A 13,266-nucleotide genomic window follows, 5' to 3' on the forward strand; every position below is an offset into this window, starting at 1 on the left:
CTTACAGCTCGACCTGCGTGCCGAGCTCGACGACGCGGTTCGGCGGCAGGTGGAAGTAATCGGCCGCGCTGCCCGCGTTGCGGAACATGAACATGAAGAGCTTCTCTCGCCAGCGCGGCAGCGAGCGGCTCGTGCGCGAGACGATCGTCTCGCGGCCGAGGAAGAAGGACGTCTCCATCAGCTCGATCGGCAGCCCTTGCGCCCGGCAAAGCTCCAGCGCTGCCGGGATGTCCGGGTCGTCGGTGAAACCGAAGGTCACGCGGACGCGGTAGAAGCCATAGTCGAGCTCTTCGACCTTGACCCGGTCCCGCTCGGGCACGCGCGACACGTCGGCCGTTTCGGCCTTCACGAGGACGACGCGTTCGTGCAGGACCTTGTTATGCACGAGGTTGTGCAGCAGCGCGCGCGGCACGCCATCGAGCCAGGTCGTCATGAACACCGAGGTGCCCTGCACGCGCGGCGGCGGACTCGTGAACATCGACCGGATGAACATGTCCAGCGGCATCGTGTCGATCCGGATGCGCGCATTGACGAGGCCGCGCCCGCGCTTCCAGGTCGTCAGCAGCGTGAAGATGATGCCGCCGATGAGCAGCGGGAACCAGCCGCCGGCAATGATCTTGACGGTGGTCGCCGAAAAGAACGCAAGATCGACGGTCAGGAACACAGCGAGAAAGAGCGCCGCCTTGCCGAGGCCCCAGTTCCACAGTCCGCGGATCACGACGAAGGCGAGCAGCGTGTCGATCATCATCGTCATCGTCACGGCGATGCCGTAAGCGGATGCGAGCGCGCTCGACGAGCGGAAGCCCACGACGAGCGCGATCACCGCGCCGAGCAGCATCCAGTTGATCCCCGGCACGTAGATCTGGCCCATCTCGCGCTCGGACGTGAAGATCGTGTGCATCCGCGGCGAGTAGCCGAGCTGCATCGCTTGCCGCGTCAGCGAGAAGGCACCGGAAATCACCGCCTGGCTCGCGATGATCGTCGCGAGCGTCGCCATGCCGACCATCGGATAGACGAGCTCGTCCGGCACCAGCATGTAGAAGGGGTTGCGGATGTTGTCCGCGTGGTCGAGGATCAGTGCGCCCTGGCCGAGGTAGTTGAGATACAGCGCCGGGAACACGACCGTGAACCACGCAAGCTTGATCGGACGACGGCCGAAGTGGCCCATGTCCGCGTAGAGCGCCTCGCCGCCGGTGATCGCGAGCACGACCGCGCCGAGCGCGAGCCAGCCGATCAGCGGGTTGTTGGCGAAGAAGCGCAGCGCCCAGACCGGATTCAGTGCGCCGAGGATCTCGGGGTGCAGGCGGATGCCGGAAATGCCCAGTACCGCCAGCAGCACGAACCAGCACACCATCACCGGCCCGAAGATCGCGCCGACGCGGTTCGTGCCGTGGCGCTGCATCATGAAGAGGCCTACCAGCACCGTCCCCGCGATCGGCAGCACGTAGGGCTGGAAGGCCGGTGTCGCCACTTCGAGGCCTTCGACCGCCGAGAGCACCGAGATCGCCGGCGTGATCATCCCGTCGCCGTAGAACAGCGCCGCGCCGAACACGCCGAGCGAGGACAGCAGCCACGCGCTGCGCCCTTCGGGCACGACCCGCAGCGCCAGCGAGGTCAGCGCCATGATGCCGCCCTCGCCGCGGTTGTCCGCGCGGGTGATGAAGATCACATACTTCGCCGACACAACCAGCATCAAGGCCCAGAACACCAGCGACAGGATGCCGTACACGTTTTCCGGGGTGACCGGCACGGCGTGCGGGCCGCTGAACACTTCCTTCAGCGTATAGAGCGGGCTGGTGCCGATGTCGCCGTAGACCACGCCAATGGCCGCCATCGCCATGGTGGCGAGACTGGCGGGGGCGTGAGCCTGGGCCGAAATTTCCGAGGCAGAGTGATTCGCACGTTCCGCGCTTTGCACGAATGCTCCCTGGTAATCGATGCGGGCCGCTAGCTTACTGCAGCGCAACACGATGCAGCACAAGAATTTAACTTTAGTCGTATCCCTTTGCACACCTTGTGCCGCATTCCTGGCGACGCCGCGCACGGGAAGCGGCGCACGGCCTAAAATCGCCTTCCGACCATCACGACGCGTTTGCCCATGGATTGCAGCACCTTGCCCGAAGCTCCCGCCGCCCTGACCGATGCCGCCGGCAAGCTGCATCGCCCTGCCGAGGGCGAGGTACGTATCGTCAGCCTCGTGCCGTCGCTGACCGAGCTGCTGTGCGAGCTCGGGCTCACCGATCGCCTCGTCGGGCGCACCGGCTTCTGTATCCATCCGCGCGAGACGCTGAAGCCGATCCGGAAAGTCGGCGGGACCAAGGACGTGAAGCTCGACGTCGTGCGCGAGCTCGCACCGACGCACCTGATCGTGAATATCGACGAAAACCGGCGCGAGACCGTCGAGGAGCTCGCCGCCTTCGTCCCCAACATCATCGTCACCCATCCTTGCCGGCCCGAAGACAACTTTGAGCTGTTCCGCCTCTTCGGGCATGTGTTCGGCTGCGAGGAGGAGGCGTCACGTCTCGCCGCGGAACTGGAAGCGTCCCTCGCCGCCGCCGCGGCCGTCGCCCGTGCGCTGCCGCCGGAACGCGTGCTCTACCTCATCTGGCGCGAGCCCTGGATGAGCGTGTCGCGCGACACCTACATCTCCGCCACGCTGCGGGCGCTGGGCTGGGAAACGCTGCCCGCGGACGCGGCGCTGCGCTACCCGGAGATCGACTGGTCGGCGCCCTGGATGAGTGAGGCCGCGCGCGTCTTCCTGTCGAGCGAACCCTACTGCTTCCGGGAACGTCATCTCGACGAGGTGGCGGCGCTTTCCGGACGGCCGGTCGCCTTGATCGATGGCGAGATGACGTCCTGGTACGGCAGCCGGGCGGCGGCGGGGCTGCGCTACCTGGCCGAGTTGCGCATGCGCTTGGCCCGGTCCTAGCCGGCGACTTCGGGTCAGGCCGAATCTGCAGTCGCCGCCGTCGCCGCCGTCGCGGTCGTCAGGCTCGCGGTGAGCGTTTCCGGCGTCAGGATCGCGAACAGCGGCCGCAGGAGCCGATGGCGGTTCAGGCGCAGCAGCGCCTTGTCGCGGCTGACGAGGTGGGTGGCGCGTCCGTCGCGCGCGATTTCGAGGAATTTCTGGTCGTCCGCATCGCGGCAGGTCGGCAACGGTGAGATGCCTTCGGGCTCGCTCGCGGCCGCATCGCCATCGGCGGCGCCGATCGTCGTGACGCGCGCCGAATAGGCCGCGAGCAGGTCCGCCTGCCGGGCGGGATCGATGCCGAACTGCCGATAGGCGAGCACGCGGCGCAACTCCTCCAGCGCATCGGCGCGCGCGATCAGCGGCGGGCGCGCCTCCTCGATAAGTTGCCGCAGGGGCGACAAGGCCGGATCCTCGAAGAACCACAAGGCCATCACCGTGTTGGTGTCGAGCACGAGGCGCAGGGCGGACGGTGGAGCGATCATGAGGGGACGGAGCAGGGGTGGAGGGGCGTAAACGCAAACGAGGGGGCGGAGCCCCCTCGTCGTCAGCGTGCCGGAGTGGCGATCAAGCCGCTGCGGACGACGTCGTGTCGAGACGCATCTTGACGAAGGAGCCTGGGGCGTCTTCGAGGACCTTCAGCTTGCCCTTGGCGGGATCGCGCGCGTCGACCTGCTCGGGGTCATGGGCGGTGACCCACGACTGCCAGTCGGTCCACCACGAACCGGCCTGCTGCTGGGCGCCTTCGAACCACTTGTCGGCGCTGTCCGGCAGCTTCGCGGCCGGGTTCAGCCAGTAGCCGTACTTGTTCGCGGCCGGCGGGTTGACGATGCCAGCGATGTGGCCCGAGCCGCCGAGCACGAAGCGCACGGGGCCGCCGAAGTTCGTCGCGCCGATGTAGGTGCTCTTCCACGGGGCGATGTGGTCTTCCAGCGTCGAGATGAAGTAGCACGGAACCTTGATCTTCCCGAGATCGATCGGCACGCCGTCGATCTCGATCCCTCCCGGCTGGGCCAGCAGGTTCTGCATGTACATCGTGCGCAGATAGAAGCTGTGCATCTTCGCCGGCATGCGCGTCGAATCGGAGTTCCAGTACAGCAGGTCGAACGGGAAGGGGTCCTTGCCCATCAGGTAGTTGTTCACCACGAAGGACCAGATCAAATCATTGGCGCGCAGCATGTTGAAGGTGCCGGCCATCTCCGAGCCTTCCAGGTAGCCGCGCTCGAACATCTTTTTCTCGAGGCTGGTGACCTGGCCTTCGTCGATGAAGACACCCAGCTCGCCCGGCTCCGAGAAATCGGTCATCGTCGTGAAGAAGGTCGCTGCCGCGATGCGCTTCTGCTTCTTGCCGGCAAGGTAGGCGAGCGTCGTTGCGAGCAGCGTGCCGCCGAGGCAGTAGCCGCAGGCGTTCACTTCCTTCTCGCCGGTCTGCTTCTCGATCGCGTCGAGCGCGGCGACGATGCCTTCGAGCACGTAGGAGTCGAAGGTCTTCTCGGCCTGGCGCTCGTCGGGGTTCACCCACGAGATCACGAACACCGTGTGGCCCTGGTCCACGCACCACTTGATGTAGGAGTTCTTCTCGCGCAGGTCGAGGATGTAGAACTTGTTGATCCAGGGCGGCACGATCAGCAGCGGACGCTTGAGCGCCTTGCCGGTGGACGGCGTGTACTGCACCAGCTGCATCATGTCGGTCTGGAACACGACCTTGCCCGGGGTTGTCGCGACGTTGCGGCCGAGCTCGAATGCGGTGGTGTCGGTCATCTTGACGCGCAGGTGGCCGCCGCCGTCTTCCATGTCGCGCAACAGGTTGTTGAGACCCTTGATCAGGTTCTGGCCGTTGCTCTTGACCGTCTCGCGGAACACTTCCGGGTTGGTCAGCGCAAAGTTCGACGGCGACAGCGCGTCGATGTACTGGCGGGTGTAGAAGTTGACCTTCTTCTGCGTCTGCTCGTCGAGGCCGTCGACGCCGCACACGGTGTCATGCACGTGGCGCGCGGCGATCAGGTAGGACTGCTTGACGAAATCGAACAGGAAGTGCTCTTCCCACTGTTCGTCCTTGAAGCGCTTGTCGCTCTTCTCGGGTTCGGCGATCGGCGTGCCGTGCATGCCCATCACGCGCAGCATCGAGTGCTGCCACAGCGAGAAGTAGTCCCACACCAGGTTCATCTGCGACTGGGCGAGCTTGTAGGGGTTCGCGAGCAGCTTGGCCATCATGTCCATGAAGGCCTGGGCGATGCCCAGCTCGTCGCTGGGGGTCGCGACACCCTTCTTCAGCTGGCGTTGCACGTGATCGCTGATCAGGTGGGAGGCGCGCTGTGCGACTTCGGCGTAGGTCTTCGCGACTTCCTGGGGGTCGGGCAGTTCCGGGAACACGGTCTCGGGGGTGGGTGCAGCCATTTTGTAACTAGCTCCTGTTTTCAAGCGGATCTTCGTGCAAATCGGATGATGCCGTCCTGGCCCGCCACCTTGCGCGCTTCATCGCGCGCAACGAGGTAGTTCAGGTGGGCAATCGCCTCTCCCATGGCGAACATCACCTGGTGCGTGTCCAGCTCGCGGGGGAACAAGGTCGATAGCAGCTCTCCCGCGCTGCGCGGGGTGCCAATCTCACCCAGCAACGCGTCACACCGTTCCCGGTGGTGCGCTTCGAGTTGTGCAATGCGCGCACGGATACCACGGAACGGATGACCATGCGATGGTAGCACGAGCGTGTCGTCCGGCAAGTCCTTGATGCGTTGCAATGAATCAAGAAACCAGCCCAACGGGTCGTCATTTGGCGTTGCAGCATAAACGCTAACATTGGTCGAGATCCGCGGCAGCAGCATGTCGCCCGAAATGAGGACTCCGAGTGTCTCGCAGTACAGGCTCGCGTGCTCGGGGGCGTGCCCGTAGCCGACGATGACGCGCCAGTCGTTGTCGCCGATGCGCAGAACGCTGCCGTCGAAGAGGCGGTGGTAGCTCGACGGCAGCGCCGGCACGCCGCGCCGGTAGCCGTTGCCGCGCTCCTGAAGGGCTTCGAGGCGCGCGTCGTCGAGGCCATTGGCGCGGAACTGCGCGAGCATGTCTGCGACGCCGCTGCCGGGCATCTGGTTCCAGATCGCATGGCCGGCGAGGAATTCTCCCTGGGTCATGGTGATCGGCGCGCCGTCGCGCTCTGCGAGCCAGCTTGCGAGTCCAAGGTGGTCCGGGTGGCAGTGCGTGACGACGATGCGCGACAGCGGACGGGTGTCGCGGGCGAGGATGGTTTCCCAGTGCGCGCGGACCGGGTCGAGCCCGAAGCCGGTGTCGACGACGGTGAGGGCCTCGCCGTCGTCGAGCAGCCACAGGTTGATATGGTCGAGCGCGAACGGCAGGGGCATGCGGATCCAGCCGACGCCCGGCGCGACGGCGCGGACCTCGCCGCCGGCGGGCACGCCGTCGAAGGGGTAGGTGAGCGCGTTGGGGCTTGCTGCGGAAGCTTGTGTCATCTGTCGCCTCGTTGGGGGGAGGAAGGCAGTTCGGGCAATTGGGACGATTGCCCAAAACCTGCAATTCTGTTTAACTTTTTTGTCCGGTCGGCGCGAACGCCGACGATAAATAGTTGGACAACGGTTTTACTTCGAGCATCAGGCAATGGCAAGCGAACAAACCTATTCGATCACCCAGCTCGCACGCGAGTTCGACGTCACGCCGCGCGCGATCCGCTTCTACGAGGACCAGGGGCTGCTCAAGCCCGCGCGCTCCGGGCGGACCCGGGTGTATTCCAAGGCCGACCGCACCCGCCTGAAACTGACGCTGCGCGGCAAGCGCCTCGGGCTCTCGCTCGCGCAGATCAAGGAACTGCTCGAGATGCACGGCGGCGTGCGCAATTCCGCGCCGCAGCTGCGGCAATTCCTCATCGTGCTCGCCGAACGCCGCGCGGCGCTGGAGCAGCAACGCGAAGACATCGTCGGCTTGCTGTCGGAAATCGATTCCCTTGAAAAGCAATGTTCCGAACTCCTCGGGCACGACCCCGGCCGGGCAGCCGAGGAACGCGCGGAAGTCGTTCGTCAGGCCCGCACGGGGGCTTGATTTTTTTTGCCGTTGATTTACGTTGACGTAAACGTAATCAAAATCAAAAATAGCCGCAACAGGAGACGCGATGAAACACGAAGCCCTGGTTTTCCAGCCGCGCGACGAGGGCTACGCCGAGCGCGTGCGGGCGAGCTTCGACCTGCAGCAGGCGATGACGCTGATCGGGGCGGAGCTGGCGGTGGTCGATCCGGGCTACGTGGAGATCCACCTCCCGTACAAGCCGGAGATCACCCAGCAGCACGGCTTCATCCACGGCGGCGTGGTGGGGATGATCGCGGATTCCGCGGCCGGCTACGCGGCGAACACGCTGACGCCCGCGGACGCGAGCGTGCTGACGGTCGAGTACAAGCTCAACCTGCTCGCGCCCGCCGACGGCGAGCGGCTCGTCGCCCGCGGCGAGGTGATCCGTCCGGGACGCACGCTACTGATCACGCGGGCCGAGGTGTTCGCAGTGAAGCATGAACAATGGACGCTGTGCGCCGTGATGCAGCAGACGATCATGGCGATGCACGGAAAGAAGGAAAAGGCCGGCTGAGCCGGTTGCGAACAGCGAAGGAGTGGCAGGCGGAATGGTTGGGATCAAGGGGGCAGCGAGCCGAATCGCGAATGCGAATCATCGCCGCCGGATGTGGCTGTGGCAGGATGCAGGGTTGCGTGTGCGATTCGTTCGCGCCGGCGCGGCCCGCTGCATCGCGGCCGCGAGATCCATATAACCAGCGGACCCGGCTGATTTTGCGGTCCGCCCCTTGTTCCCGGGAGAGAAGATGACAGTGAAGCTTCGCGCACTGAGTGCTGACGATCAGGTCGAACTGGATCACGTGCGGCAGTTTTTCCGCAATTACGCGGCATGGCTGGGTGTGGACCTGTGTTTCCAGGGCTTCGGCGACGAGATGGCGTCGCTGCCGGGTGCGTATTCGGCGCCGGAAGGCCGCCTGTTCTACGCGGAACAGGACGCTCAGCCAGCCGGATGCGTGGGGCTGCGCCGGTTCTCCGAAGGCGTGTGCGAGATGAAGCGCCTGTACGTCGAGCCGAGTTTCCGCGGCCTGGGTATCGGGCGTGAACTGGTGCTGGCGGCGATCCGCACGGCGAAGGACCTCGGCTACCGCCGCATCCTGCTCGACACGCTGCCGGCGATGCGCATTGCGGTGAAGCTGTATCGCGAGATGGGTTTCAAGGAGGCCCCGGCCTACTACCCGACGCCGATCGAAGGCACGATCTTCCTGTCGCTGGACCTCGAGAACTGGTCCGAGGAAGAGGTCGCGAGCGAGAACCTGTTCCACCTCTTCGACTACAACCGCGCGTGGGCGCAGCAGATGCGCCAGGTCGATCCGGGCTTTTTCGAGAAGCTGTCGAAGTTGCAGTCGCCGGAGTACCTGTGGATCGGCTGCTCGGATTCGCGCGTGCCGGCGAACCAGATCATCGGCCTGTTGCCGGGCGAAGTGTTCGTGCATCGCAACGTCGCGAACGTTGTGGTGCATACCGACCTCAACTGTCTGTCGGTGATGCAGTTCGCCGTCGACGTGTTGAAGGTCAAGCACATCATGGTCGTGGGCCACTACGGCTGCGGCGGCGTGAAGGCGGCGCTGACGCGCGAGCGCGTCGGGCTCGTCGATCTGTGGTTGCGCCATGTGCAGGACGTGCATGTCAAACATCGCAAGCGCGTGGATGGACTGCCGCTCGAACTGGCACAAGACCGTCTGTGCGAGTTGAACTCGCTGGAGCAGGTCGTGAACGTGTGCCAGAGCGTGGTCGTGCAGGACGCATGGCGTCGCGGCCAGCCGCTGACCGTGCACGCGTGGATTTATGGATTGAAGGACGGGCTGGTGCGCGATCTGGGTCTGAACGTGCGCCGCCCCGAAGATTTGATGCCGCGCTATATCGCGGCACTTGAAGCACTGGCCTGAGAGCCGGATCTATGTATGGTTAGTTTCTGAGGAGAGAAGCATGAGTGATCCCGTCGTTATCGTTTCCGCCGCACGTACCCCGATGGGCGGTTTCCAGGGCGAGCTGTCCGGCCTTACCGGGCCGCAGCTTGGCGCTGTCGCAATTCAGGCCGCCGTCGAGCGCGCCGGGATCACTCCCGAGCAGGTGCAGGAAGTGCTGATGGGCTGCGTGCTGCCGGCGGGTGTCGGCCAGGCGCCGGCCCGCCAGGCGGCGCTCGGCGCGGGCCTGCCGCTCTCCGCAGGCTGCACGACGATCAGCAAGGTGTGCGGTTCGGGCATGAAGGCGACGATGCTGGCGCATGACCTGCTCGTGGCTGGCACCAACGACGTGATGGTCGCGGGCGGCATGGAGTCGATGTCGAACGCGCCCTACCTGCTGCCCAAGGCTCGCGGCGGCTATCGCCTCGGCCATGGCCAGGTGCTCGACCACATGTTCCTCGACGGTCTCGAAGACAGCTACTCGAAGGAGAACAAGGGCCGCCTGATGGGCACCTTCGCCGAGGACTGCGCAAGCCACTTCGACTTTACGCGCGCCGCGCAGGACGAGTTCGCGATCGCCTCGACGACGCGCGCGCAGGCCGCGATCAAGGACGGCAGCTTCGCGTGGGAAGTCGCGCCGGTGACCGTGTCGGGCCGCAAGGGCGACGTCGTCATCGACAAGGACGAGCAGCCGCCGAAGGCGCAGATCGACAAGATCGCCGGCCTGAAGCCCGCGTTCGCCAAGGACGGCACCGTCACCGCCGCGAACTCGAGCTCGATTTCCGATGGCGCCGCGGCACTCGTGCTGATGCGCCGCTCGACCGCCGACAAGCTGGGCCTGAAGCCGCTCGCGACCATCGTCGGTCACGCGACGCACGCGCAGGAACCCGCGTGGTTCACGACCGCCCCGGTCGGCGCGATGCAGAAGGTGCTCGCGAAGGCCGGCTGGACGAAGGACGACGTCGACCTGTGGGAAATCAACGAAGCCTTCGCGGTCGTCACGATGGCGGCGATGAAGGAGCTCGACCTGCCGCACGACAAGGTGAACGTGCATGGCGGCGCCTGCGCGCTGGGCCATCCGATCGGCGCTTCGGGCGCTCGCATCATCGTCACGCTGCTCGGCGCGCTGAAGAAGTACGGCAAGAAGCGCGGCGTCGCGAGCCTGTGCATCGGCGGCGGCGAAGCGACGGCAGTTGCGGTGGAGTTCGCCTAAATGATCCTCACGCAAGAACAGGAAATGATTCGCGACTCTCTGCGCGCCTTCGCGCAGGAGCGTCTCGCCCCCTTCGCCGCCGAATGGGACCGCAACCATACCTTCCCGCGCGAAGCGTTGAAGGAACTCGCCGAGCTGGGTGCCTTGGGCATGGTCGTGCCTGAGCAGTGGGGCGGCGCGGGCATGGACTACGTGAGCCTCGTGCTCGCGCTGGAGGAGATCGCGGCCGGTGATGGCGCGACCTCGACCATCGTGAGCGTGCAGAACTCGCTCGCCTGCGGCATCCCGAACCGTTACGGCAACGACGCGCAGAAGGAAAAGTGGCTGAAGCCGCTCGCGAGCGGCCAGAAGCTCGGCTGCTTTTGCCTGACCGAGCCGCACGTGGGCTCGGACGCCTCGGCGCTGAAGACCTCCGCCGTGCGTGACGGGGATCATTGGGTCATCAACGGGGTAAAACAGTTCATCACGACCGGCCGCGAGGCCGACGTCGCGATCGTGTTCGCGGTGACCGACAAGACCGCGGGCAAGAAGGGCATCTCGTGCTTCCTCGTGCCGACGAACACGCCGGGCTACATCGTCGCGCGCATCGAGGAAAAGATGGGCCAGAAGGCCTCCGACACCGCGCAGATCCTCTTCGAGAACTGTCGCGTGCCGGCGGACGCGCTGCTCGGCGCCGAAGGCGAAGGCTACAAGATCGCGCTGTCGAACCTCGAAGCGGGCCGCATCGGCATCGCCGCGCAATGCCTCGGCATGGCGCGCGCAGCGCTCGAAGCGGCCGTCAAGTACGCGCACGAGCGCGAGACTTTCGGCAAGCCGATCTTCGAGCACCAGGCGGTGAATTTCCGCCTCGCCGACATGGCGACGCAGCTCGAAGCCGCGCGCCAGCTCGTGTGGCATGCCGCAACGCTGAAGGATGCCGGCCGGCCCTGCCTGAAGGAAGCCTCGATGGCGAAGCTCTTCGCTTCCGAGATGGCGGAGAAGGTGTGCTCGGACGCGATCCAGATCCACGGCGGCTACGGCTATGTCAGCGACTTCCCGGTCGAGCGCATCTACCGCGACGTGCGGGTGTGCCAGATCTACGAAGGCGCGAGCGACATCCAGCGCCTCGTGATCGGCCGCTCGCTGGCGATCTAGTAGGTTTTTGTTTTACGGTCCTGCGGGAGTAGTCGCGGCGGGCATCTCCCTGCAGCCTCCCTCTCGATTCTCTGCCGTGTTCCGCAGGACCTCTTTATCCCGGCAAGGGGCCGCAAGAGCCCCGCTAACGAACAAGACTCAATCAGGAGACGGAATTGAAGTACGAAACCCTCGAAATTTCGCTCGAACAGGGCGTGGCGACAGTCTGGATGAATCGTCCGGATGTGCATAACGCCTTCAACGCGCAGCTCATCGCCGACATCACCGCGGCCTGCCGCCAGCTCGACGGCGACGACGCAGTGCGCGTCGTGGTGCTCGCGGGCCGTGGCAAGAGCTTCTCGGCCGGCGCCGACCTCAACTGGATGAAGGCCGCGGGCGAGGCGAGCGTCGAGGAAAATCTCGCCGATGCGCGCAAGCTCGCCGGCATGCTGCGCACGCTCTCCGAAATGCAGAAGCCGACGATCGCGCGCGTGCAAGGTGCGGCGTTGGGCGGCGGCATGGGGCTCGCGTCCGCGTGCGACATCTGCGTCGCGTCCGACAAGGCGGTGTTCGCGACCTCCGAGGTCAAGTTCGGCATCATCCCGTCGGCGATCAGCCCCTACGTGATCCGTGCGATCGGCGAGCGCCAGTCCTACCGCTACTTTCAGTCGGCCGAGCGGATTTCCGCCGAGCGCGCCGGGGAGATCGGCCTCGCGCACGAGGTCGTCGCGGCCGAGGAACTCGACGCGAAGGTTCATGAGATCGTGATGGCGCTGTTGCAGGGCGGGCCGAAGGCGCAGGCCGCGGCGAAGGACCTGATCCGTGCGGTTGCGAACCGGCCGGTGTCGGACGAAGTCGTCGAGGACACCGCGCGCCGCATCTCGGGCCTGCGTGCGACGCCGGAAGCGAAGGAGGGCCTCGACGCCTTCCTGTCGAAGCGTCCCGCCGCCTGGATTCCGGCGCACTAAGCGCTGCGCGAGGAGAACATCATGCAACTGCCGAAAAGCGTACGCATCGTCGATGTCGGCCCGCGCGACGGGCTGCAGAACGAGAAGCAGGTCGTCGCGACCGGGACCAAGGTCGAGCTGATCGCGCGGCTCGCCGAAGCGGGCCTGAAGACGATCGAGGCGACGTCCTTCGTGTCGCCGAAGTGGGTGCCGCAGATGGGCGACAACGCCGAGGTGATGGCACGCATCGCGCGTCGGCCGGGCGTTGCCTACCCGGTGCTGACGCCGAATCTCAAAGGCTTTGAAGCGGCGCTTGCTGCCGGCGCGGAGGAGGTCGCGGTGTTCGGCGCCGCCTCCGAGTCCTTCAGCCAGAAGAACATCAACTGTTCGATCGCGGAATCCTTGGAGCGCTTCCGTCCCGTCACCGAGGCCGCGCGCGCGGCCGGGGTGAAGGTGCGCGGCTACGTCTCGTGTGTCGCCGGCTGCCCCTACGAGGGCCCGGTCGCGCCGGAAAAGGTCGCCGAGGTCGCGGCGACGCTGATGGAGATGGGCTGCTACGAAGTGTCGCTCGGTGACACGATCGGCAGCGGCAATCCGGCGAACATCTCGCGCATGCTCGAAGCGGTCATGAAGTGCGTGCCGGTCGAGCGCTTGGCTGGCCACTACCACGACACCTACGGCATGGCCGCGGTGAACATCTACGCGTCGCTGCAGATGGGCGTGTCGGTGTTCGATGCGTCCGTCGGCGGGCTGGGCGGTTGCCCCTATGCCGCCGGTGCTTCCGGCAACGTGGCGACCGAGGATGTCGTGTGGCTGCTCAACGGCCTGGGGGTCGAGACCGGCATCGATCTCGAACGCCTCGTCGATATCGCTGCGTGGATTAGCGGCGAGCTCGGGCGCGAGCCCGCCTCGCGCGTTGCCCGTGCGGTGCTCGCCAAGCGTGCGAAGGCGAGCTGCGGAGCCTGAAACATGGGCTGAACTTTGAACTCCGTCGGGCGGCGGCAGACCAATCCATCAACTAAAGCAATAGCCGCTCCCGACCCTGACAACCCC

At 65.7% G+C, this 13,266-nt stretch carries 12 protein-coding genes; 8 read left to right on the forward strand and 4 right to left on the reverse strand.

Annotated elements, in window-relative coordinates:
• Position 1: 1 nt before the first annotated feature.
• The gene (locus AZKH_RS02495; RefSeq protein ID WP_197538767.1) at positions 2–1,840 is read right to left on the reverse strand and encodes a potassium transporter Kup; all 1,839 of its coding nucleotides are present in this window, start codon (positions 1,838–1,840) and stop codon (positions 2–4) included.
• Positions 1,841–2,098: 258 nt separating this feature from the next.
• Between AZKH_RS02495 and AZKH_RS02500 the strand changes: the two genes are divergently transcribed.
• Positions 2,099–2,929 (forward strand): helical backbone metal receptor, encoded by an 831-nt coding sequence (locus AZKH_RS02500; RefSeq protein ID WP_015434159.1) that lies wholly within the window; start codon positions 2,099–2,101, stop codon positions 2,927–2,929.
• Between the two features lie 14 nt (positions 2,930–2,943).
• Here the strand turns inward: AZKH_RS02500 and AZKH_RS02505 are convergent, their stop codons facing one another.
• The 3 genes from AZKH_RS02505 to AZKH_RS02515 all read right to left on the reverse strand — a co-directional run bounded on the left by AZKH_RS02505 (position 2,944) and on the right by AZKH_RS02515 (position 6,432).
• Positions 2,944–3,453, reverse strand: a complete 510-nt coding sequence (locus tag AZKH_RS02505) for a putative toxin-antitoxin system toxin component, PIN family (RefSeq protein WP_015434160.1) — start codon at positions 3,451–3,453, stop codon at positions 2,944–2,946.
• 82 nt (positions 3,454–3,535) lie between these two features.
• Positions 3,536–5,365, reverse strand: coding sequence for an alpha/beta hydrolase (locus AZKH_RS02510; protein WP_015434161.1), 1,830 nt, complete (start codon positions 5,363–5,365; stop codon positions 3,536–3,538).
• 20 nt (positions 5,366–5,385) lie between these two features.
• Entirely contained in the window at positions 5,386–6,432 is a 1,047-nt protein-coding gene (locus tag AZKH_RS02515; protein WP_015434162.1) for an MBL fold metallo-hydrolase, read from the reverse strand.
• Between the two features lie 145 nt (positions 6,433–6,577).
• Here AZKH_RS02515 and AZKH_RS02520 point away from each other — a divergent pair, with 145 nt between their 5' ends.
• From AZKH_RS02520 to AZKH_RS02550, 7 genes are all read left to right on the forward strand, one after another.
• Positions 6,578–7,015: a MerR family DNA-binding transcriptional regulator gene (locus AZKH_RS02520; RefSeq protein ID WP_015434163.1), complete on the forward strand. Its 438-nt coding sequence runs from the start codon at positions 6,578–6,580 to the stop codon at positions 7,013–7,015.
• Between the two features lie 70 nt (positions 7,016–7,085).
• The gene (locus AZKH_RS02525; protein ID WP_015434164.1) at positions 7,086–7,553 is read left to right on the forward strand and encodes a PaaI family thioesterase; all 468 of its coding nucleotides are present in this window, start codon (positions 7,086–7,088) and stop codon (positions 7,551–7,553) included.
• A 229-nt stretch (positions 7,554–7,782) separates the two neighbouring features.
• Positions 7,783–8,922: a carbonate dehydratase gene (gene can / locus AZKH_RS02530; RefSeq protein WP_015434165.1), complete on the forward strand. Its 1,140-nt coding sequence runs from the start codon at positions 7,783–7,785 to the stop codon at positions 8,920–8,922.
• 40 nt (positions 8,923–8,962) lie between these two features.
• Positions 8,963–10,153 carry an acetyl-CoA C-acetyltransferase gene (locus AZKH_RS02535; RefSeq protein WP_015434166.1) on the forward strand — a complete coding sequence of 397 codons (1,191 nt, stop codon included), beginning with the start codon at positions 8,963–8,965 and terminating at the stop codon, positions 10,151–10,153.
• Entirely contained in the window at positions 10,154–11,287 is a 1,134-nt protein-coding gene (locus AZKH_RS02540) for an acyl-CoA dehydrogenase (RefSeq protein ID WP_015434167.1), read from the forward strand.
• A gap of 155 nt (positions 11,288–11,442) precedes the next feature.
• Positions 11,443–12,234 (forward strand): enoyl-CoA hydratase/isomerase family protein, encoded by a 792-nt coding sequence (locus AZKH_RS02545; RefSeq protein WP_015434168.1) that lies wholly within the window; start codon positions 11,443–11,445, stop codon positions 12,232–12,234.
• A 21-nt stretch (positions 12,235–12,255) separates the two neighbouring features.
• Positions 12,256–13,179 (forward strand): hydroxymethylglutaryl-CoA lyase, encoded by a 924-nt coding sequence (locus AZKH_RS02550; RefSeq protein WP_015434169.1) that lies wholly within the window; start codon positions 12,256–12,258, stop codon positions 13,177–13,179.
• Positions 13,180–13,266 lie beyond the last annotated feature (87 nt).

The sequence above is a fragment of the Azoarcus sp. KH32C genome (genome assembly GCF_000349945.1).
GTDB lineage: Bacteria > Pseudomonadota > Gammaproteobacteria > Burkholderiales > Rhodocyclaceae > Aromatoleum.

What these genes read in the sequence shown, in the direction of transcription:
- AZKH_RS02495 (WP_197538767.1), bottom strand. Translation starts at nt 1,840, where the DNA reads ATGGCGATGGCGGCCATTGGCGTGGTCTACGGCGACATCGGCACCAGC.
- AZKH_RS02500 (WP_015434159.1), top strand. Translation starts at nt 2,099, where the DNA reads ATGGATTGCAGCACCTTGCCCGAAGCTCCCGCCGCCCTGACCGATGCC.
- AZKH_RS02505 (WP_015434160.1), bottom strand. Translation starts at nt 3,453, where the DNA reads ATGATCGCTCCACCGTCCGCCCTGCGCCTCGTGCTCGACACCAACACG.
- AZKH_RS02510 (WP_015434161.1), bottom strand. Translation starts at nt 5,365, where the DNA reads ATGGCTGCACCCACCCCCGAGACCGTGTTCCCGGAACTGCCCGACCCC.
- AZKH_RS02515 (WP_015434162.1), bottom strand. Translation starts at nt 6,432, where the DNA reads ATGACACAAGCTTCCGCAGCAAGCCCCAACGCGCTCACCTACCCCTTC.
- AZKH_RS02520 (WP_015434163.1), top strand. Translation starts at nt 6,578, where the DNA reads ATGGCAAGCGAACAAACCTATTCGATCACCCAGCTCGCACGCGAGTTC.
- AZKH_RS02525 (WP_015434164.1), top strand. Translation starts at nt 7,086, where the DNA reads ATGAAACACGAAGCCCTGGTTTTCCAGCCGCGCGACGAGGGCTACGCC.
- can (WP_015434165.1), top strand. Translation starts at nt 7,783, where the DNA reads ATGACAGTGAAGCTTCGCGCACTGAGTGCTGACGATCAGGTCGAACTG.
- AZKH_RS02535 (WP_015434166.1), top strand. Translation starts at nt 8,963, where the DNA reads ATGAGTGATCCCGTCGTTATCGTTTCCGCCGCACGTACCCCGATGGGC.
- AZKH_RS02540 (WP_015434167.1), top strand. Translation starts at nt 10,154, where the DNA reads ATGATCCTCACGCAAGAACAGGAAATGATTCGCGACTCTCTGCGCGCC.
- AZKH_RS02550 (WP_015434169.1), top strand. Translation starts at nt 12,256, where the DNA reads ATGCAACTGCCGAAAAGCGTACGCATCGTCGATGTCGGCCCGCGCGAC.